Raw genomic sequence first — 20139 nt, forward strand, 5'->3', positions numbered from 1 at the left:
AAAGGCCTACTATATAATATAGCTAAATAAATATAATGGCATAACAACCTAGAGAATTGTCTGCTATTTTTGTCAGCACTGGCTGATGAATTAAGAAAGGAAATTTAAAATGAGTATCGAGTTTAAAATGGATGAAGAAAAGCACATCAAAGTACTGGATGCTTTGTTGGGCGATCCGGATTTGATGATGGCTTTAAATGCGGCTGAAGACTTCGAAGCTGGCTATCGGCTGGTGGCTGAACGGGTTCCTGGCTTAACTCTTGAAGAATTTGCCGGATCGATGGAAATGATGCGACAAATTGTTCTGGCACAAATGGAGAAAGGTCCAGTTCAGTAAGCAGAGACCGGAAGTTTGCCAAAAGCCTATCTGTAGAAGACGGATGGGTTTTTGGCGATAATCTGAAAACCTTGTCAGTGAAAATAAAGCAAAAAAAAATTGAAAACACAGTGAAAATATGGTTTAATGAGAGAACTAGTCGCGAAGTACATTGTATACAAAAATAGAATAAGAGTTGTGCAAAGAACAAAGGCGTTCGATCCTCCTGAACTTTTTAGAGCAGAGGGGATCATTTAGCATGTTCTTTTTTTGTTTGTTGGACAATGGCAGAAAACCTGTGGATTCGTGAGATAAGTGGGTAAAAAAGACAGAAAACAATGCAATTGGCCAAGAGTTGGCGGCTTGTTTGAAACAGCCGCAGGATAATGGTTCGATATAGATAATAAACTTATGGAATCGGGTTTTAAAATAATTGGAGGTTAAAGAATGAGCTTAGCAAAGAATATAATTGAAGCGATGAAATTTATTGAGGCGAATGATGTGAAATTTATTCGGCTTCAGTTTTGCGATCTCTTTGGACAGAATCGAAATATTGCAATTACCGCAATGCAGATGGAACGGGCTCTGGCTAACGGGATTCCCTTTGATGCTTCACTGGTAGTAGGCTTTTCAGAGTCCCGGTATACGGATTTAATTCTGCATCCGGATATCAGCACCATCCAGCTGCTGCCCTGGCGACCACAACAGGGTAAGGTAGCCAGAATTCTCTGTGATATCCGCTATCCCAATGGCGATATCTTTGAGGCCGACAGCCGCTATATTTTAAAAGAGACCATCAAACGGGCCAAATCTCTGGGATATGAGTTCAACACCAGTGCGGAATGCGAGTTTTATCTGTTTAAGCAGGACGAGAACGGTGATCCCACAACCATTCCCACCGATCAGGCCGGATATTTCGATTTGGCACCTTATGATCGAGGAGAAAACACCCGTCGGGAGATTTGCCTGACGTTGGAAGATATGGGCTTTGAGATTGAAAGTTCCCGCCATGAAGCAGGCCGGGGTCAGCATGAAATTGACTTTAAATACGATGACGCCCTGTTGGCTGCCGATAAAATTATGACTTTTAAAACCGTAGTCAAGACGGTGGCTCAGCGAAATGGTGTTCACGCCTCATTTTTACCAAAACCGCTGATGGAAGAACCCGGCAGTGGGATGCATATTCATGTGTCGCTCTTAAAAAACGGCCAGGACATTTTTGAAAACCAGGACGGCATTCTTGGCACCGAGGCCAAACAGTTTATGGCCGGTGTCCTGGCGCATGTTAAAGGGATGACTGCCATTGCCAATCCACTGGTTAACAGCTATAAACGGTTGACTGGCGGTAAGGAAGCGCCCCGACACATTGGCTGGGGCTTTGGCAATCGTTCGCCCTTGATTCGCATTCCGATGGAGTCGAATGAGTATTATCGTTTTGAACTACGGGGGCCTGATCCTACCTGTAATCCCTACCTGACTTTTGCCATTATTCTGGCGGCTGGTCTGGAAGGGATCGAGAAACAGATGGTGTTAATGGATGAGTTAAAGCTGGATGAAAATGAAATAACCAGAGATCCTCAGGCAGTCAAAAGCATTCAGGAGTTGCCGATCACCTTAATAGAGGCCTTGGCCGAAATGGATGCCGATCCTTTGATTAAAATGGTACTGGGCGATACGCTGGCTGATAAATACATCGAGCTGAAAACCGCCGAATGGATGGATTATATTAAAACCGTTCATCCCTGGGAAATTGATCGTTACCTCTTAACTTATTAATCCGAATCAAATCAAACAGGCAGGAGGTGAAGGGGATGAGCAGCGTATTATTAGTATGTAAGCAAGATGACGTTATTCGTGGGCTGGCGGATATTCTCCGGCCGATGAATTTTCAGCTGATTGATTCGGCTAATTCAGCCGCCGAAGGCCGACGCCGACTTCAGGAAATTGAGTATGATCTGGTGATCGTGAACACCCCTTTAGGCGATGAATTCGGTGTGGATTTTGCGGTTGATATTCTGGAAAAATTCATGGTTGGGGTGATTCTGATTGTCAAGAGTGAACTCGTGGATCATGTTGAAGAAAAACTGACCGATACAGCGGCTTTTGTTGTCCCTAAACCTCTGAATCGGCAGCTGCTGGTTCAGAATGTCCGGTTTGTCTGTCAATCCCGGGAAAAAATCCAGAAGCTGCAAAGTCAGAATCAGGCCTTAAAAGCTAAAATTGACGACCTCGGGGTCGTCTATCGGGGAAAATTGTTCCTGATGGGTCATTTGGATATGACTGAAGATCAAGCTCACCGCTACATCCAAAAAAAGGCCATGGACATGCGAACATCCCCTCGAAAGGTAGCGGAACAGATTATCAAAACCTATGACAAAAAGTAACAAAGTAGTACATATAAAAAATGCGATTAAGCTTCCTGACAGGATTAACGCTTGTTATGAAGCTTTTTGCATGGTAAGCTTTAAAATAAGTGAATTGTTTTAAGCGTTTTCCAGCTTAAAAAAGCGAAATATAATAATGTAAACAATATCATCAAAAAAACTAAAAAATTTGTGGAACAAATACCATGGCTTTATGTTATAATACTGTGGGAAAAAATGATCCCATAAATTATGTAGAAGATACGCATGAAGTTGCTTATTAAGTGGTATTCGATCAAGGTGCGCAAAAAAACTGCCGGTTTTTAGGCAGATAGCTGCGCTTTTGGTCTGAGGTTGATGGAAGGAATGAGAATAGATGTCGATTTCTGTATTAGTTGGCGCCCAGTGGGGCGATGAAGGCAAAGGCAAAATGGTGGATTATTTCGCCAAACAGTCTGATTTAATTGTTCGGTTTCAGGGAGGCGATAACGCGGGTCATACAGTTATTAATGATTACGGTGTGTTCAAACTTCATTTAATTCCCTGCGGTGTTTTCGACAAAGACTGTCAATGTTTAATCGGAACCGGGGTGGTGGTTAATCCGGATGTCTTACTTGAAGAAATGCAACAGATTATCGAAGCAAAGGTCAGCCTGGACGGACTTAAAATTTCGGCCAAAGCGCATATTCTCATGCCCTATCACCAAAAACTGGACGAACTAATGGAAGCCAGTGGTGGTATTGGTACCACCAAGCGGGGGATCGGCCAGGCCTATGCTTATAAAGCAATGCGAAAAAGTTTGCGTTTTGAAGATTTACTGAATCTTGATAATGCCAAAAAGAAACTGGAAACCATTGTTCCGGTGGTCAATGATCAGATGGCTTCCTATAAAATAGAGCCCTACACCGTGGAAGCGTTGTTTGCCAAATGCGAAGCTTGGGCTAAAACGTTTGGTCATATGATTGTGAATCCGGTTGGATTTTTGCATGACATGATTGATGCTGATAAAAACATTCTGTTTGAGGGCCAGTTAGGTGCGATGAAGGATATTGATCTGGGAATCTTCCCCTATGTTACTTCATCCAATCCGATTGCGGCTTATGCGGCTGTTAGTGGCGGCTTCCCGGCTAAAAAAATTGACAAGGTGATTGGCGTAGCGAAAGCCTTTTCGAGTGCGGTTGGCGCCGGGCCTTTTCCGACGGAAGAATTTGGCGGCACTATTGACATCCTGCGGGGCACTGGTGAAAAACCGGATGATGAGTTTGGGGCCCGAACCGGCCGCTCCCGTCGCCTTGGCTGGATTGATATCCCGGTATTGAAATATACCCATGCCATCAACGGCTTTGATGAATTGGCGTTATGTAAAATTGATAAATTGGACGATCTGCCGGAGATTAAAATCTGTGTCGATTATAAACTAGACGGCGAACTGATAAAAGATTTTCCCAATACCGAAGATTTAGAGCGGGTTGAACCGGTTTACATCACCCTTCCCGGTTGGCTCAGTGATACCACCGGTATCCGACGACTGGAAGATTTACCAGAGAATGCAAAAAAATACATTAAAACAATTGAAGACTTGGTTGGAACGACCATCGCTTATGTCGGCGTTGGCCCGAACCGAGAGGACTTAGCAATTCGATAAATGTGCTAAATTGAAATACCTGGTTGCGTGCAATCAGGTATTTTTTGGAAATAAAGAATACGGAGGTAAACAATGTCTTATTACAAACGAGATAAGCGGGCCTGGCTGGTGCTGTCGGATGGCAGTGTGTTTGAAGGCTATAATTTTGGGTGCGAAGGCACCACCATTGGCGAAATCGTCTTTACGACCGGGATGACCGGTTATCAGGAGGTGCTGACGGATCCGTCCTACTATGGACAGATTGTCCTGCAAACCTATCCGTTGATTGGGAACTATGGCATCAATGCCGACGATATGGAGTCGGAACGGAGCTGGATCAACGGTTATATCACCAAAGAATGGTGTGAAGAGCCATCCAACTTCAGAAATACCCATAACATCAATGAGTTTATGATTGAGCAGGATAAGATTGGGATCTGGGATGTGGATACCCGGGCGATTACCCGGGTGATTCGGGAACATGGTACCATGAACGGCGCCATCACCACCGAAGACATTGCCACCACCAAAGAAGCGCTGCTGGAGAAAATCCGGGCGTTCAAGGTCGTTAATCCGGTGCAGGCGGTTTCCCGTAAAAATAAGGGCTGGTATTACAGTCAGGTGAACCGGGCTAACCACGTTGCCTTGATCGATTATGGCTATAAGCATAATATTCTGCGAATGCTTTTGCGTCTGGGCTGTAATGTTACGGTGATGCCAGCTAATACCACTATTGATGAAATCCGGAACTTAAATCCCGATGGCATCATGCTGTCCAATGGACCGGGTGATCCGGCAGAGAATGTGGAAATCATTGAAAACCTTAAAGACTTTGTCAAATATGGCAAGCCGATTTTTGGCATCTGTCTCGGGCATCAGCTACTGGCGCTGGCGATGGGGGGCGAAACCTTCAAGCTTAAATACGGCCACCGGGGGATGAACCAGCCTGTTAAAGATGTCACCCGGGACCGGGTCTTTATTACCAGTCAGAATCATGGTTATGCCGTGGTACCGGAAAGCATTCCGGCCGAAGTGGGCAAAGTGACCCATTTTAATTTGAATGATGGTACCTGCGAAGGGGTTGAATATCCGGATATTCATGCCTTTACGGTACAGTTCCACCCGGAAGCCAGTGCTGGCCCCAACGATACCGGCTATTTATTTGAACAATTTACTGATTTAATGGAAAGGGGGCAACAGGGATGCCTTTAAGAAGCGATATTAAACGAGTTTTAGTCATTGGCTCCGGCCCCATTGTCATCGGCCAGGCGGCCGAGTTTGACTATGCCGGCACCCAGGCCTGTAAGGCCCTGAAGAATGCAGGACTGGAGGTCATTCTGATTAACTCCAACCCGGCGACGATTATGACCGACAAGGCCATGGCGGATAAAATCTACATCGAACCCCTGACACTGGAAGTTGTCCGACGGATTATTCTGCTGGAAAAACCGGACAGTATCCTGTCGACCCTAGGCGGTCAAACGGGACTAACCTTATCGATGCAGTTGGCCAAAGAAGGTTTTTTGGATGCTCAGGGGGTCAAGCTTTTGGGCGCCAATCTGGAAACCATTGAAAAAGCTGAAGACCGTCAGGCCTTTAAAGATATGATGCGGGAGATTGGAGAACCATGTATTCCCTCTGAAGTGGTGATGACGGTGGAAGATGCCGTTAAATTTGCATCCAACATTGGTTATCCGGTAATTGTCCGGCCGGCGTTTACCTTGGGGGGGACTGGTGGTGGGATTGCAGCCAACCAGCAGGAACTGGAAGAAATCGCCACCCACGGCATCCGGCTTTCGCCAATTCACCAGATTCTGGTGGAAAAAGGGATTGCTGGCTGGAAAGAAATCGAATTTGAAGTCATGCGGGATGCCAAAGGCAATGTCATCACCGTCTGTAGTATGGAAAACTTTGACCCGGTGGGAATTCATACCGGCGATTCCATCGTGGTGGCGCCCTGTCAAACCTTAAGTGACAAGGAATACCAGATGCTTCGGACCTCGGCCCTTAAAATCATTTCGGCGCTGGGGGTTGAAGGGGGCTGCAACTGTCAGTTTGCCCTGAATCCGGAAAACTTTAATTACGCGGTTATCGAGGTTAACCCCCGGGTTTCCCGTTCATCGGCGTTGGCCTCCAAAGCCACTGGTTACCCGATTGCCAAGGTTGCCAGCCAGATAGCTGTGGGCTATTCACTGGATGAAATCACCAATGAGGTCACCGGCTCCACGACCGCCTGCTTTGAACCAGCTTTGGATTATATTGTTGTCAAGTTTCCCCGTTGGCCCTTTGATAAATTCGTCTACGCCAAGCGAACCTTGGGAACTCAGATGAAAGCCACCGGCGAAATTATGTCAATTGGTTCGAGCTTTGAACATGCCATGATGAAAGCTGTCCGCTCGATTGAATTGGGTCTCGAAACCCTGACCATTGAGCGGCTGGTGGAAGCCAGTGATGAAGATATCATGAAAATGCTGGCGGCTTCGGATGATGAACGGTCGTTTGTCGTCTACGAAGCGATCAAACGGGGCGTTTCAATGGATACGATCACCCAAATCACCCGGATTGACAAGTGGTTCCTCGATAAATTGCGCCATCTGGCGGTAATGGAGAAGGATCTCAAAACCCTGGAGTTGACTGAGGAACGGGTCCGGGTTGCCCGGGAAATCGGATTTTTGGATAAGACCATTGAAGAATTGTCGGGGCAGAAAATTGACGAAGTGGTCAAAACCTATGCATCCTTTAAAATGGTTGATACCTGTGCCGGAGAATTTGCGGCCCAGACCCCGTATTTCTATTCGACCCGGGATAAAGAAAATGAAGCGGCATTATTTATCGAAGAACATCCCAGCGGGAAAGAACGGATTCTGGTGCTGGGTTCCGGCCCGATCCGAATTGGCCAGGGGATTGAATTTGATTACTGCTCGGTGCATTGTGCTTGGGCGCTTAGGGAAAAAGGCTACGAAGCAATTTTTATCAACAACAACCCGGAAACCGTCTCGACCGACTTTGACACCTCGGACCGTCTGTATTTTGAACCGTTGACCAAAGAAGATGTCCGTTCAGTGGTGGAAACCGAAAAACCGATTGGGGCCATTGTTCAGTTTGGCGGCCAGACGGCCATCAAGTTGACCCGCTACCTCGAAGAGATGGGCGTGCCGGTTTTGGGAACATCGCCGGCCAACATTGATGCCGCCGAGGACCGGGAGGTATTCGACCAGTTACTGGAATCCTGCCAGATTCCCCGTCCGCAGGGGGAAACAGTCTATACCACCGATGAAGCAGTCGACGTTGCGAACCGTTTAGGCTTCCCGGTATTGCTCCGTCCGTCCTATGTTTTAGGGGGGCAGAATATGATTATTGCCTACGAGCCGGAAGATGTGGTTGAGTATATGAACATCATTACAGCGGTCGAACTGGAAAACCCGGTGTTGATTGACAAATACCTGATGGGAAAAGAAGTGGAAGTCGATGCCATCAGCGATGGTGAGAATTATCTGATTCCAGGAATTATGGAACACATTGAACGGGCCGGAGTGCATTCCGGCGATTCGATTTCGGTTTATCCGCCCCAGACCCTGGATAGCCGCATCCGGGAAACCATCATTGACTACACCGGTCGCCTGGTTAAGGCACTGGATATTGTCGGGATGGTCAATATTCAATATGTCATCTATGAAGATGAAGTCTATGTGATCGAGGTCAACCCGCGCTCCTCGCGAACCGTTCCCTATATTTCCAAGGTCACCGATATCCCGATGGTTAACATTGCCACCAAGATGATGCTTGGTGATAAGCTCGCTGATCTGGGTTATGTCCCGGGGCTGCAGCCGGAAGGCGACTACGTCGCCGTCAAGGTACCGGTATTTAGTTTCTCCAAGCTTCAGGATGTTGATACTCAGCTGGGACCGGAAATGAAATCGACCGGAGAAGTACTGGGGGTTGCCAAAACCTTTGCCGATGCCCTTTACAAAGGTCTGGTCGCATCCGGCAATAAAATGGAACGCTCCGGTGGGGTCCTGTTGACCGTTAAAGACCGGGATAAAGAAGCGATTGTCGAAATCGGCCGACAATTCCATGAACTGGGCTTTACCATTTATGGAACAGTCGGAACGGCACTGATCCTCAATGAAAACAACATTCCGACAAAAGTGGTGCGCCGACTGGCTGAAAGCAAACCCAATATTGGGGATCTGATTGAAAGCGGCAAGCTGAATTATGTCATCTCGACCTCCAGCAAGGGCCGGATGCCTCAGCATGATGACGTGCGGATGCGCCGGAAATCGGTCGAAAGTTCGATTGCTCTGTTGACCTCCCTGGATACCGCCCAGGCGCTGCTGGACTGTTTAAAATCCAACCGCACCATGACTGAAATTGAACTGGTTGATATTAAAGATATCCGCTAAAAAAGCGCCATTCTTAACAAAAGAACTTATTCAAGATGATTGAATAAGTTCTTTTTATTTGGTAGAATGAAAAGAACACGACAACAAAAAAGAAAGGATAGCAGATGATTGCCACGTCAAAAAAGATTAAAGCCAGTTTTATTGCAATTGTAACTGTTGTTCTTTTTTTTGCGCTGAGCTGGTATTATGTCACATTGATCAATAACACCTTAAAGGCGCAGACCTTTTTATATCTTTCCGAAGTCGGTACCCGGGGGGCATCGCTGGTTGAGAGCAAGGTCGACAATGAGCTGGAAAATCTGGAGACAGCCGCCCGACTGATCGAAGCCCATGGCGACTATGATCACAACACCATGCTGAGCCTGATCAAGTTGCAGGCGACAAAAGGATACTATAAACGGATGGGGATTGCGCTGGCCGATGGAGCGGTGTTGACCTCTGATGGGCTGGCCTATAACATTGCGCATCGGGCATATTTTCAGGAAGCCATTAATGGCAACGCAACTGTTTCTGATACCATCAACGACTACACCGATAACAAGCCTATCAACGTCTATGCCGTGCCGATTTACCGGGGCACCGAGGTGGTGGGACTGGTACTGGCATCGGTAAATACGGATGATTTAAAAAAATATCTGGAGGTAGAAAGCTTTGCTGGGCAGGGTTATTCCTATATTGTCAAGGCAAATGGCGATGCGGTGGTCACCTCGACGCATGCCAATAGTCCCGGCGACTTTGAGAATGTATTAAAGCTGTTAGAAAAAGCGGATTTGCGGGATGGCGACAATTTCGAGACCATTACGGCTAATATGGCCGCCGGTAAAAGTGGCAGTTTTACCAGCTTTTATGGGGGAATGGAGCGGCATACCATCTATAAACCGTTGGCGATCAATGACTGGTATATGATGACCGTGGTACCAACTCAGGTGATCAGCACTCAAACCCAGCAGATCAGCTGGTATTCCTTTTCGCTGATTGTTGCGGCACTGCTGGCGATGACCTTGTTGTTTGTGATCATTCTGATTTTTCAATACCGCTCCAAGCGGCGGTTGGAGCGGGTTGCCTATGTCGACGAGATTACCGGCGGTAACAACTGGCAAAAATTCAAACAGGAAGCTACGGCCATTCTGGAATCAAAAACGGTAACCCAAAGTGCGTTGTTAACCTTTGATATTGACCGCTTCCGTTTTATTAATGAAGAGTATGGCCATGAGAAGGGTGATCAGGTGTTGCGATTGGTGGTTGGGATTCTGGAAAAGCGGATGGCGAAACAGGAAACCTATGCCCGGGTCTCAGGCGATCATTTTGCGATCCTCTGTGTCTGTGACGATCAGGATAAAATAACCCGGCGGATCAAAGAGTTTATCCATATTTTAAATAAAGAACGGGATACCATTGGCATTAAAGAAAAGCTGTCATGTCATTTTGGCATCTATATCATTGAAGATAAAACTGGGAATCTGGAAAAAATTCGGGAGAAGGCCAACATGGCCCGGATTGCTGCCAAGACGGCGGAGAATCAGCGCTGGTTTTTCTATACCGACGCTTTCCGTAAAAAAATAGGTGACGAAAAAGAAATCATCGACCAGATGGAAGATGCGCTTAAAAACCATGAATTTGAAATATATCTGCAACCCAAGTACAATCTCCATACGAACTGCTATTGTGGTTGTGAAGCGCTTGTACGCTGGCGAAACCCTCACAAAGGTTTGATTTCACCGGCGGAGTTTATTCCCATTTTTGAGCAAACTGGGTTTATTAAAAAGCTTGATATGTTTATGCTGGAAGAAGTCTGTCGGATTTTGAAACGTTGGGAAGGGAATGCCTATCCGGAAATATCCATTTCGGTCAATCTATCCCGAAAAAACCTCAAACAAACTGATTTTGTTGAAAGGGTTTTGAGCATTACCAATCAATATCGGATCAAACGGAGTAATCTGGAAATCGAGTTGACGGAATCCAGTATTTTTGAAAATATTGATTTGATGATTGAGATTGGCGAGGATTTTCGTCGTTACGGTTTTAAAATGGCCATGGATGATTTTGGCTCCGGTTATTCATCCATTAATCTACTGGGCAATCTACCTCTGGATGTTATTAAAATGGATCAGGGGTTTTTCAACAGTCATCTTAATCGTGAGCAGAATTTGATTGTCGTGGAGTCCGTCATTAAGATGATTAAAAAACTGGGGATGACGGTGGTGGCAGAAGGGATCGAAACCGAAGCCGAGGTGGATCTGCTGCGGTCACTTGGTTGCGATATCATCCAGGGCTATTATTTTGGCAAACCGATGACGGTTTTTGAATTTGAAGAACAGATTTTTTAAAATGCCAGAAGGTATTGGAAAAGGAAGCTAATGGAAACTAAGAACATTCGTATAGGTGATATTTTGATTAATGCCGGATTTATCCGGGAAGAACAGCTTCAGGAAGCTCTGGCCTATCAGAAGGTTGATAAAAGCAAGCGGCTGGGCGCGATCCTGGTTGAATATGGTTATGTCACCGAGGATCAGCTGCTTAAGGCCCTTTCCAAACGGCTGAATGTATTGGTGCTGGATTTAAATGATACCCCCATTGATCTCGAAGCCGCCGCAAAAATCCCTCAGAATATCGCTTTTAAATATACTCTGATTCCGATTGGTGAAGAAAACAACCACCTGGTGGTGGCCATGAATGACCCTCTCGATTTTTATGCCATTGAGGATCTGCGGCTGATTACCAATATGAACATTGATGTGGTGCTGGCCACCCGGGAAGTGATTCTCGAAACAATCCGCAAAACCTATACCGAAATTGAAGCCAAAAAAGCCGCCAAAGCCGCCAACAAAACCGTCGAGGGCAGCAGTTTGTCTTTTGTTGAAGATATCCTCACCAATGAGGGGGATGCCCCAATTGTCAACCTGGTCAATTCGGTGTTGTTAAAAGGCCATAACGCCGGGGCCAGTGATATTCATATCGAGCCCTTTGAAAAAGAGACCATTATCCGGTTGCGGATCGATGGTCTGATTGTTGATTATCTGACACTGGCCAATAATCTTCACCAGTCCCTGATTGCGCGTATCAAGATTCTCTCCAATCTGGATATTGCTGAGCGTCGGGTGCCCCAGGATGGGCACTTCCGGATTCGTATTGATGGGGTTGAAATGAATGTCCGTAGTTCCAGTATTCCCACCGTCTACGGTGAAAAAATGGTCATGCGGTTTTTGAGCATGAATGTCCCCTTGGATCATGCCGGTCAATTCGGGATGAATGAGTCGGATTATCAGAAAATTCTCCAGATGCTGCAAAGCCCCCATGGGGTGGTGTATATTACCGGACCCACCGGCAGTGGCAAAACCACTACCCTTTATATGATTCTGGAGATGCTCAGTCAGCGGAATGTCAACATTGCCACCATCGAAGATCCGGTGGAACGGAATCTACCCAAGATCAATCAGACCCAGGTAAATATTCTGGCCGGACTGACCTTTGATGTGGGCCTCCGCTCAATCCTACGGCAGGATCCCGATATCATCATGGTCGGCGAAACCCGGGACACTGAAACCGCCTCGATTGCAGTTCGTTCAGCCATCACCGGCCATCTGGTGCTGTCGACCCTGCATACCAACGACGCTGTTTCGGCGGTCGTTCGGCTTCAGGACATGGGGGTCGAGCCGTATCTGGTGGCCAACTCCCTGACTGGGGTAGTGGCTCAGCGACTGGTTAAAAAAATCTGTCCCAACTGCCGGGAAGCCTACTTCGCCTCGGAGATCGAAAAAGATCTGCTGGGGGAACCCCGGCTAACTACCCTATATCGGGGCCGGGGTTGTCATATTTGTAACAACACTGGATATAAGGGTCGAACCGCCATCCATGAAATTCTGGCGATTGATAAAACCATCCGCAATCTGATTTCCCGAAAAGAACCGATTGAGGATATTTATAACTATGTGGAACAAACCGGGAAGCTGATTCCGCTGAGAAAAAGTGTTGCTAATCTGACCATCCAGGGGATTACCTCGATGGAAGAATTTCTTAAATTATCATACTATGTGGAATAGGGAGGAGCCTGATAATGCGTTTTTTGGATCTGGTCAACTATGGCCGCCGCAACGATTGTTCAGACATTCATTTATCCCGGGAACTGCCCCCGGTTTTTCGCAAAAACGGCCGGCTCTATCAGAGCGATTTTGAGCACAATCCGCAGCTGATTGAACAGCTGATTTTTAGCATCCTGACCCCGGCCGAGCGCAAGAAGCTGGAAGATGGCGCTGATCTGGATTTTTGTCATGTCACCCCGGAAGGGTTACGGCAGCGGGTTAATATCTATAAACAGCAGGGCAGCTATGCGGCTGCCATCCGGCTGCTTAATGATACCATCCCCAGTTTTGAGGAGCTCAAGCTGCCACCGATTATCCGCAAGCTGGCATCAGAGCCCCGGGGCCTGATTTTAATTACTGGGCCTACTGGTAGCGGAAAATCGACCACTCTGGCTTCGATGATCGACTACATCAATATGAATCGAGCAGTTCATATCTTAACCATTGAAGACCCGGTGGAGTATAAGCATACGCACAAGCACAGCATTGTCCATCAGCGGGAAATCGGGGTCGATGCCAGTTCCTTTGCCGCCGCTCTGCGGTCATCCCTGCGGGAAGACCCGGATGTTATTCTGGTGGGGGAAATGCGTGACTACGAAACCGTATCAGCCGCCGTCACCGCCGCTGAAACGGGGCATCTGGTGCTGTCGACCCTACATACCATTGGGGCCGCCAACACCATTGACCGGATCATCGACGTTTTTCCACCCCACAGCCAACAGCAGATCCGTACCCAGCTGTCCAGCATTTTAAAAGGGGTTGTTACTCAGCAGCTGGTGCCGCTGGCCGATGGCTCCGGCCGGATGGCCGCCCTGGAGGTGCTGATTGGCACCGATGCGGTCTTAAACCTGATCCGTGAGAATAAAACTCACCAACTGGCCTCAGTGATGCAGACCGGCGGCCGAGATGGCATGAAAACTCTCAATGCTGATCTGGCGATGCTGGTTCGGGATCAGAAAATCAGCTACGAGGTCGGCCTTGAATGGGCTAGCGATAAGCAGGAGTTTAACCAGTATTTTGGGCGATAGCTGGGTTATCACAATAACGTTTATTTGAATTCGTAGGGGCGGTTCTCAACCGCCCGAACAAAGTTATGTCGTAGCAAAACTCAAGTTTACTAGACGATATTACCAAAAGCACAATGGCTGTATATGCATTCCCCGCAATTCCTTTACAAAAGAATGGTTTATAAACGGTGTAATTCAGGACGGGTTGCTAAAAAAACAGATGTAAGTCTAAGACGCGAAGCTTCTAGGTCGACGTTATGATGGTGGTTGAAACGCCAGCTAATAGGACAGCCGGTTATCAGTGCTGTAGTTTTTTTATGCCTGGAAAGGAATCCTTGGTGCAGAGACTGGAGCAAGAATTGTCACAAATTTGTAAACTTTAACTTGACTTTTTAATGGGTATCAACTAAGATTAAACCTAAGTAAAATCAGAAAAAGGCAAAACAGGGGAAACCCTGGGACGCAAAGCTACAGGGTCTACAGCCGTGGTTAGTCCAGTAAACCGCCACGCTACGACAGCCAGCTGCCGCACGGTATCAGTGCGGCTTTTTTTGAGCCCAAAAGTGACAATAGGGGAGCGGGATTAAGGCAAAAAACCAGAGATTGTGAGATAATCATTCTTAGCTGATAACAAGTATCGTATAGAAGTCATCGCCGGCGCAGATGATCATATAAAGCAAAAAACGAAGTGTAAGGAGAAATGCAAATGGAGTTAATTAACAAGATACGGAAAAGCAGAAAAGGGTTTACCCTAGTGGAAATTATTGTGGTATTGGTGATTTTGGCGATCTTGGCGGCATTTACGATTCCGGCAATGTTGGGATTTGTGAATGATGCAAAAGGAAAGGCATATATTGCGGAAGCAAGAGAAGTTTATGTTGCAGCACAAGCGACGGCGACAGAGATGATAGCTGATGGGTCACTTAATGATGGAGACTTAACAGCAGATTTGGACTCAACATCTGTGAAAGCATCTTCGGCACCTACAGCATCGTCAACAGCGGATAATAACGCAAGTTATCAGATGAAAAAATATTTGGATGTAAGCTTAGGTGGAGATATCACGATTTCTGCTGATGATGTAGCTACAGTTCCTACGGTTGCTACTCTAGGTGGTACTGAATCGGCTTGGACTGTAACTGTGGGGACTGGTGCAGCTTCAACAGCTAAAACTGGGAAAATAGAAACGCTTATATATTATAAAAACGGATATATTGTAACGATAAAAGATGACAAGTCAACGGTTTCGAAAATGTCATAAAGTTAAATTCATATCCTATGCGCCATAGGTTTTTCTCCCCCTCCCAGGCGCAAGCCCGTCATCGGGTTTGCGGGGATGGGGAGATTTTTTATTTATGCCGTCCAGATAAACGGGCTTTTAACCTGTAGTTGACTTGCTAAAAATGGTTCTAACCGAACCATACCGAAAGTGTCAGTTTATGAACACTGTTTCCAACTACTGCTAAAAAAGCCAAATTTTTACATTCCTTTAAGCCAATCCGGCGGATCACATGGTAAAATGAACCAACGTTTTATCGTTAATCATTGCTGTCAAGGCTAAAGCGCTGTAGCGTCGCATTTCCAGGAGGTAAACCGTGAACCCAATTGCCAAATATCAGTTTCCTCCTGCCAAAAACGAACCGGTCGCCTTTGACCGGGGGTTTCCCTTGGCGGTGGTCAGTATCCTTTTTTTTGTGGTGGTGATTATTGCAGGTCTGGTGCTCAGCAGCCAGCACAGCATTGATGCCGCCAATGCCCGGCTGGTCTATCTGGCTGCTCAGGCCAGAGCCATCGAGTCGGTGGCATCCGGTCACTACCAAGTGCCGATGCAGGCCGACCTGATTGATTACATCGGTAATGAAGTCAATCAGGATGCGGTCATTACCGTGATCGATGAAAACCGGGATGCCACCATCGATTATGTTATCTATCGCCGGGGCGGTCGGGTCACCAGCTATGCCCCCGGAAACCTTGAAGTAACCAAAGAAGATTAATGCGAAAGGAAAAAGCCCGATGGTTGCACTGTTTCAATTTATCCTTTACCTCTATATTTTCGTCATCGGCATGGTCATCGGCAGTTTTCTTAACGTTGTCATTTATCGGGTACCCCGGGAGATTTCGGTGGCCAAGGGCCGTTCCTTTTGCCCGAACTGCAATGCTCCAATCAAGGGCTATCACAATATTCCGGTCTTTAGTTATTTCTGGCTGCGGGGTAAATGTGTCGATTGCGGCGAGCCTATCGCTATCCGCTATCCACTGGTCGAACTGTTTGCCGGGCTACTGGCAGTGCTGATTTTTGCGGTCTACGGTTTTTCCTTTGAGTGGCTGGTAGTGTTCTCAGCCGGTGCTATCCTGATTTGCATCACGATGATCGATTTTGATACCATGACGATTCCCAACGGTCTGATCATTGCCCTGATAATTCCGGCATTACTCAGTTTTTTTGTTTTCCCGCAGGTTGGGTTGCTGTCCCGGGTCATTGGCATTGTTGTGATTAGCCTGCCGATGCTGGTACTGGCACTTTTTATACCCGATGCCTTTGGCGGCGGTGACATCAAACTGATGGCGGTGGCTGGGTTTATGCTGGGCTGGGGTAACACCCTGCTGGCGACCTTTATTGGTGTTGTTCTGGGTGGGGTGGTGGCTGTTTATCTACTGGTAAAAAAAACGGCTGATAAACATATGGCCTTCGGCCCTTATTTAGCCATTGGTATTATGACAGCATTATTATTTGGTGATATAATAATAGGATGGTATCTTAACCTGTTTGGGTTATAATAATTTAAGCGAAAATCAAAAACGGAGGACACCCATGCCGGTTTATAAATATACAGCCAAAAATTTGCAGTCCCAGCTAATCAAGGGCACCATGGAGGCCACATCGCCAGAGACGGTGCGCCGCACCCTGCGGCAAAACAATGAGTTTGCCCTGAAAATTAATGAGGTACGACAGCATCATAAGGTCTACAAACTCAAACCGATGGAGTTGTCCGATTTTTCCCGACAGATTGCCAGCATGCTGGGGTCGGGCATCACGATGATCCGGGCCATCAAAATCATGGAAGAGCGGGACATTAAACCAGCGATCAAAAAGGTTTATGGACTTTTGTATCAGGAGATCCAGCGGGGAAATACCCTCTCTTATGCGATGGAGTTAACTGACGGTTCTTTTCCGGAACTTTTGATTAACATGTATAAATCCGGCGAGGCCAGTGGTCAGATGGAGGGTACCGCCCGGAAAATGGCCGATCATTATGAGAAGGAACACAAACTACGGGGCAAAATTAAAAGCGCCATGACCTACCCGGTGATCCTCTTTTTCATCACCATTGCGGTGGTGGTGCTGATATTCACCCTGATTCTGCCCCAGTTTTTTACCCTTTTTGAAGGGATTGAACTGCCTGCAATTACCCAGCTGATGATTTCAATCAGTAATTCCATGACAACCTACTGGTATATCTATATTATCGGATTATTGGTCGCTATTGCACTGGGTGGTTTTTTAGTGACGATTCCCCAGGTCAAAAAAGCCCTGGATCATTTTAAACTAAAAATCCCCAAGATCGGTAAGCTTTTAAAAATTATTTATACCGCCCGTTTTGCCAGAACCCTGAGTTCGCTTTATTCCAGCGGTCTGGCGATGATCAATGCCCTGACCATCAGCGGAGCGACCATTGGTAACAGCTATTTGCAGGGGCAGTTTTCCGGGGCCATTGAGCAGGTGCGCAATGGCGAGCCCCTGTCGGCTTCAATCCAGACCATTGACGGCTTTGATGCCAAGCTGGTGTCGACCATTTATATTGGTGAGGAATCCGGGAATCTTGACAGTATGCTGGAATCGGTGGCTGATTCTTTTGATTACGAGGCCGAAATGGCCACTACCCGGCTGGTTACGTTTATTGAACCGGTTATGATCATCATTATGGCAGTCATCGTTGGTGGGATCATGTTGTCCGTCATGCTCCCAATTATGACCTTATACCAAAATATCGGATAGGAAGGCTCTATATGCAGACACTCGTCTATTTTTCCAATGATGGCATTCAGGTCCTCCAGGGCATCGTCAAGAAGGGCCGATTGACTATCACTAATTATAAAACATTACCGGTCGAGGCCGGGGCCCTGATTAATGGGGTCATTACCAATGAAGAAGTGGTAAGAGAAACGATCGCAGAAGCGCTTAAGGAAAGTCCCAAACTTTTTAAAAATATGAAACTGATCATCGACAGCAGTTTGATTCTTACCAAAACCGTGGAGGTGCCAAAGCTTAAGCCCCGGGAGCTGGAAGCGCTGGCGGCAGCGGAGTTTGATGAGTCGGCGGGAAATTATGATGAGTTGGTGGTGGACTATACTCCGATTTCCGGATCAAGCAGCAATCGCATCTTTTGCTGTGGAATTGAAAAGCGGGTCATTGAATCTTATGTGACGCTTTTTGCCAGTCTGAAAATTCAGATTCGGAGTATGGATGTAGGTCTCAACACAATGATCCAATATGTCACAGCCACTCGGGATTTTCGGGGAATGACCTTTGCCCTCAATATTCTGGATGGGAAAAATCTGGTTTCACTGTTGTTTGAGAATGGCATTTTTATTTTTTCGACCCGTTCCCGGCTGCTTGCCGAGCGAGGCACTGAGGCCTTTGCTCAGGAACTTAACGGAAAACTGTCATCGTTGATCCAATTCAATAAATCCCAAAAATCTGAACACCCTTTAAATATGAGTCTCTATGCCGGGCTGGATGAATTTGAACTGGAGGGGCTTAGGGCATTAAACTTTGATCCGGATCTGAATGTGTTTGCTTTGCCCCAGACGCCTAATATAAAGACTGGTTTTGTCATGGACGAGGTGTTTGATTTTGGCAGTTTGATTTATCCCAGTGCCGGATTTTTTTCGGGATCTAGACCACTCAACCTTTTTGCCGCCTACCGCAAAAGCAATGCCGTAAAAAAAGTGCTGCCGTTTGAATATAAAGTGTTGATTTTTCCCGTCGTCATGATTCTGTTTTTTTTGATCACGTTTGGGGTTCTCTTTGGTTTGAAATACAGTGCCGGGAAACGGTTAGAAGAGATGAATGCCTATATCAGTGATGCCAACAATCAGGCGGAATATCTTCAGGCCAAGCAGCTAACCGATGAGGTTAACAGCATTCAGGTCGAGATCGCTAACATTGAAACGATTAATGCGGCGATTAGCAGCAATCCCGATCTGGGATCAGCGATAATGAACAGTCTTGCAACCCAGGGTAATGGGGTGATAACGCTAAATGCGTTGGAATATGATGGTATTACCGGAGCCATTCACATTGTAGCGACGGCCAATAACGAAAAGGAAGCGGCCCGCTATATTGATCGCTTAAAAAGCACATCTTACTTTACTCAGGTTGATTACACCGGCTATGCTCAGGTCAGTGGAACCCAGACAACCACCAGCAGTACGGCAACGAGTTCCAGTACAAGCAATACGATTCTGGGCTATGGCTTTTCGGCAGATGCCTATCTGAAAGCGGGTGTGGTCCAATGAAAAAGCTGACGAAGCGAGAAAAGCTGCTGATTTACATTTTAGGTTGTTTTCTGATCGGCTTTTTTGGGATTTATTTTGTGGTATTACCAAGTATTCAAAGCTATCAAGTGGTTAACGATCAGGCTGATGAGGCCCAGTTTACCAAAGAATCGATGGAAATGGCGATTGATGCCATCCCGTCTACCATGGAGGCCCGGGATGCGGCAACAGTGACATTGACCAGTATGAAAGTGGGTTTTCCGCAGCAATTGACCAATGAAGGGCTGGATATGCTGCTGACTCAGCTCTGTCTGGATTACAGTTTATCGCCCCGGGTGTTATCAATTGCCAGCAATGGTATGGCAGATGTGTTGGTTTTTATTCCTTATACCTCAGATGATGCTGCATCAGCAGCAGTTGGAACAGGAAGCACCACCAATACGGGAACGGAGACTGCGACCGAAGATGTCACCTCAAATAACACCACGGGTGAAACCGCGGATACTACGAGTACGGATAGCACAGAAACTGCCGCTGGGGTTCAAACCCTGATCGGAGTAGTCAACATGGAAGTGACTGGCACTCAAGCGAACTTTTACCGGCTACTTGATGCTGTAGCAGCCAGACCGGATATGGTGATTACGGCTTTTGAGATTGAACCGGAGACAGCGACAACCGGGTCAACCAATACGTCCGGCACAGCAGGATCCACAACCGCTGGAATTGCAAAACTGGACGGTGGCAAGGTGGCGATTAATGTGACCTTTGAGGTTTATATGATGGCAAAATAAAGAACGTTAACTATCTGGCATGAGAAAAAGATCGCAATAGCGGTCTGCTTTGTAGGT

At 46.7% G+C, this 20139-nt stretch carries 15 protein-coding genes and 1 riboswitch; all 15 genes read left to right on the plus strand.

All coding sequences use genetic code 11. The features are described from left to right. Window positions 1–109: 109 nt before the first annotated feature. The 15 genes from Q7P33_RS09930 to Q7P33_RS10000 all read left to right on the plus strand — a co-directional run bounded on the left by Q7P33_RS09930 (window position 110) and on the right by Q7P33_RS10000 (window position 20082). Entirely contained in the window at window positions 110–337 is a 228-nt protein-coding gene (locus tag Q7P33_RS09930) for a hypothetical protein (protein ID WP_303869912.1), read from the plus strand. Between the two features lie 426 nt (window positions 338–763). Next, entirely contained in the window at window positions 764–2092 is a 1329-nt protein-coding gene (gene glnA, locus Q7P33_RS09935) for a type I glutamate--ammonia ligase (RefSeq protein WP_303869914.1), read from the plus strand. A gap of 35 nt (window positions 2093–2127) precedes the next feature. Beyond that, complete coding sequence (locus Q7P33_RS09940) at window positions 2128–2700, plus strand: ANTAR domain-containing response regulator (RefSeq protein WP_026393392.1); 573 nt, start codon at window positions 2128–2130, stop codon at window positions 2698–2700. Window positions 2701–3055: 355 nt separating this feature from the next. After that, a complete protein-coding gene (locus Q7P33_RS09945; protein WP_303869917.1) occupies window positions 3056–4324 on the plus strand; it encodes an adenylosuccinate synthase in 1269 nt (422 codons plus the stop codon). A 72-nt stretch (window positions 4325–4396) separates the two neighbouring features. Continuing rightward, window positions 4397–5515 carry a glutamine-hydrolyzing carbamoyl-phosphate synthase small subunit gene (gene carA, locus Q7P33_RS09950; protein ID WP_303869919.1) on the plus strand — a complete coding sequence of 373 codons (1119 nt, stop codon included), beginning with the start codon at window positions 4397–4399 and terminating at the stop codon, window positions 5513–5515. Beyond that, a complete protein-coding gene (carB, locus tag Q7P33_RS09955; RefSeq protein WP_303869921.1) occupies window positions 5506–8706 on the plus strand; it encodes a carbamoyl-phosphate synthase large subunit in 3201 nt (1066 codons plus the stop codon). The genes carA and carB overlap by 10 nt, the downstream gene beginning before the upstream one ends. Window positions 8707–8810: 104 nt before the next feature. After that, window positions 8811–11033 (plus strand): EAL domain-containing protein, encoded by a 2223-nt coding sequence (locus tag Q7P33_RS09960; protein ID WP_303869924.1) that lies wholly within the window; start codon window positions 8811–8813, stop codon window positions 11031–11033. A 30-nt stretch (window positions 11034–11063) separates the two neighbouring features. Continuing rightward, complete coding sequence (locus tag Q7P33_RS09965) at window positions 11064–12746, plus strand: GspE/PulE family protein (protein WP_303869926.1); 1683 nt, start codon at window positions 11064–11066, stop codon at window positions 12744–12746. A gap of 14 nt (window positions 12747–12760) precedes the next feature. Beyond that, complete coding sequence (locus Q7P33_RS09970) at window positions 12761–13813, plus strand: type IV pilus twitching motility protein PilT (RefSeq protein ID WP_303869927.1); 1053 nt, start codon at window positions 12761–12763, stop codon at window positions 13811–13813. A gap of 406 nt (window positions 13814–14219) precedes the next feature. Beyond that, window positions 14220–14323: riboswitch (cyclic di-GMP riboswitch) on the plus strand. A gap of 175 nt (window positions 14324–14498) precedes the next feature. Beyond that, window positions 14499–15053: a type II secretion system protein gene (locus Q7P33_RS09975; RefSeq protein WP_303869929.1), complete on the plus strand. Its 555-nt coding sequence runs from the start codon at window positions 14499–14501 to the stop codon at window positions 15051–15053. Between the two features lie 334 nt (window positions 15054–15387). Continuing rightward, window positions 15388–15786, plus strand: a complete 399-nt coding sequence (locus Q7P33_RS09980) for a hypothetical protein (RefSeq protein WP_303869931.1) — start codon at window positions 15388–15390, stop codon at window positions 15784–15786. Between the two features lie 19 nt (window positions 15787–15805). Next, window positions 15806–16570, plus strand: coding sequence for an A24 family peptidase (locus Q7P33_RS09985; RefSeq protein WP_303869934.1), 765 nt, complete (start codon window positions 15806–15808; stop codon window positions 16568–16570). Window positions 16571–16604: 34 nt separating this feature from the next. Beyond that, a complete protein-coding gene (locus Q7P33_RS09990; RefSeq protein WP_303869936.1) occupies window positions 16605–17789 on the plus strand; it encodes a type II secretion system F family protein in 1185 nt (394 codons plus the stop codon). An 11-nt stretch (window positions 17790–17800) separates the two neighbouring features. After that, on the plus strand, window positions 17801–19312 hold the full coding sequence (gene pilM / locus Q7P33_RS09995) for a type IV pilus biogenesis protein PilM (RefSeq protein WP_303869939.1): 1512 nt from the start codon (window positions 17801–17803) through the stop codon (window positions 19310–19312). Next, window positions 19309–20082, plus strand: a complete 774-nt coding sequence (locus Q7P33_RS10000; RefSeq protein ID WP_303869941.1) for a hypothetical protein — start codon at window positions 19309–19311, stop codon at window positions 20080–20082. Before pilM ends, Q7P33_RS10000 begins: the two co-directional genes overlap by 4 nt. Window positions 20083–20139: the final 57 nt, after the last annotated feature.

It is taken from the genome of Acetobacterium wieringae, assembly GCF_026646375.1.
Taxonomy (GTDB): Bacteria; Bacillota; Clostridia; order Eubacteriales; family Eubacteriaceae; genus Acetobacterium; species Acetobacterium wieringae_A.

Coding starts and splice junctions, on each gene's coding strand:
- Q7P33_RS09945 (WP_303869917.1), top strand. CDS start 3,056: ATGTCGATTTCTGTATTAGTTGGCGCCCAGTGGGGCGATGAAGGCAAA.
- carA (WP_303869919.1), top strand. CDS start 4,397: ATGTCTTATTACAAACGAGATAAGCGGGCCTGGCTGGTGCTGTCGGAT.
- Q7P33_RS09975 (WP_303869929.1), top strand. CDS start 14,499: ATGGAGTTAATTAACAAGATACGGAAAAGCAGAAAAGGGTTTACCCTA.
- Q7P33_RS09965 (WP_303869926.1), top strand. CDS start 11,064: ATGGAAACTAAGAACATTCGTATAGGTGATATTTTGATTAATGCCGGA.
- Q7P33_RS09990 (WP_303869936.1), top strand. CDS start 16,605: ATGCCGGTTTATAAATATACAGCCAAAAATTTGCAGTCCCAGCTAATC.
- carB (WP_303869921.1), top strand. CDS start 5,506: ATGCCTTTAAGAAGCGATATTAAACGAGTTTTAGTCATTGGCTCCGGC.
- Q7P33_RS09985 (WP_303869934.1), top strand. CDS start 15,806: ATGGTTGCACTGTTTCAATTTATCCTTTACCTCTATATTTTCGTCATC.
- Q7P33_RS10000 (WP_303869941.1), top strand. CDS start 19,309: ATGAAAAAGCTGACGAAGCGAGAAAAGCTGCTGATTTACATTTTAGGT.
- Q7P33_RS09930 (WP_303869912.1), top strand. CDS start 110: ATGAGTATCGAGTTTAAAATGGATGAAGAAAAGCACATCAAAGTACTG.
- Q7P33_RS09970 (WP_303869927.1), top strand. CDS start 12,761: ATGCGTTTTTTGGATCTGGTCAACTATGGCCGCCGCAACGATTGTTCA.
- Q7P33_RS09940 (WP_026393392.1), top strand. CDS start 2,128: ATGAGCAGCGTATTATTAGTATGTAAGCAAGATGACGTTATTCGTGGG.
- pilM (WP_303869939.1), top strand. CDS start 17,801: ATGCAGACACTCGTCTATTTTTCCAATGATGGCATTCAGGTCCTCCAG.
- Q7P33_RS09960 (WP_303869924.1), top strand. CDS start 8,811: ATGATTGCCACGTCAAAAAAGATTAAAGCCAGTTTTATTGCAATTGTA.
- glnA (WP_303869914.1), top strand. CDS start 764: ATGAGCTTAGCAAAGAATATAATTGAAGCGATGAAATTTATTGAGGCG.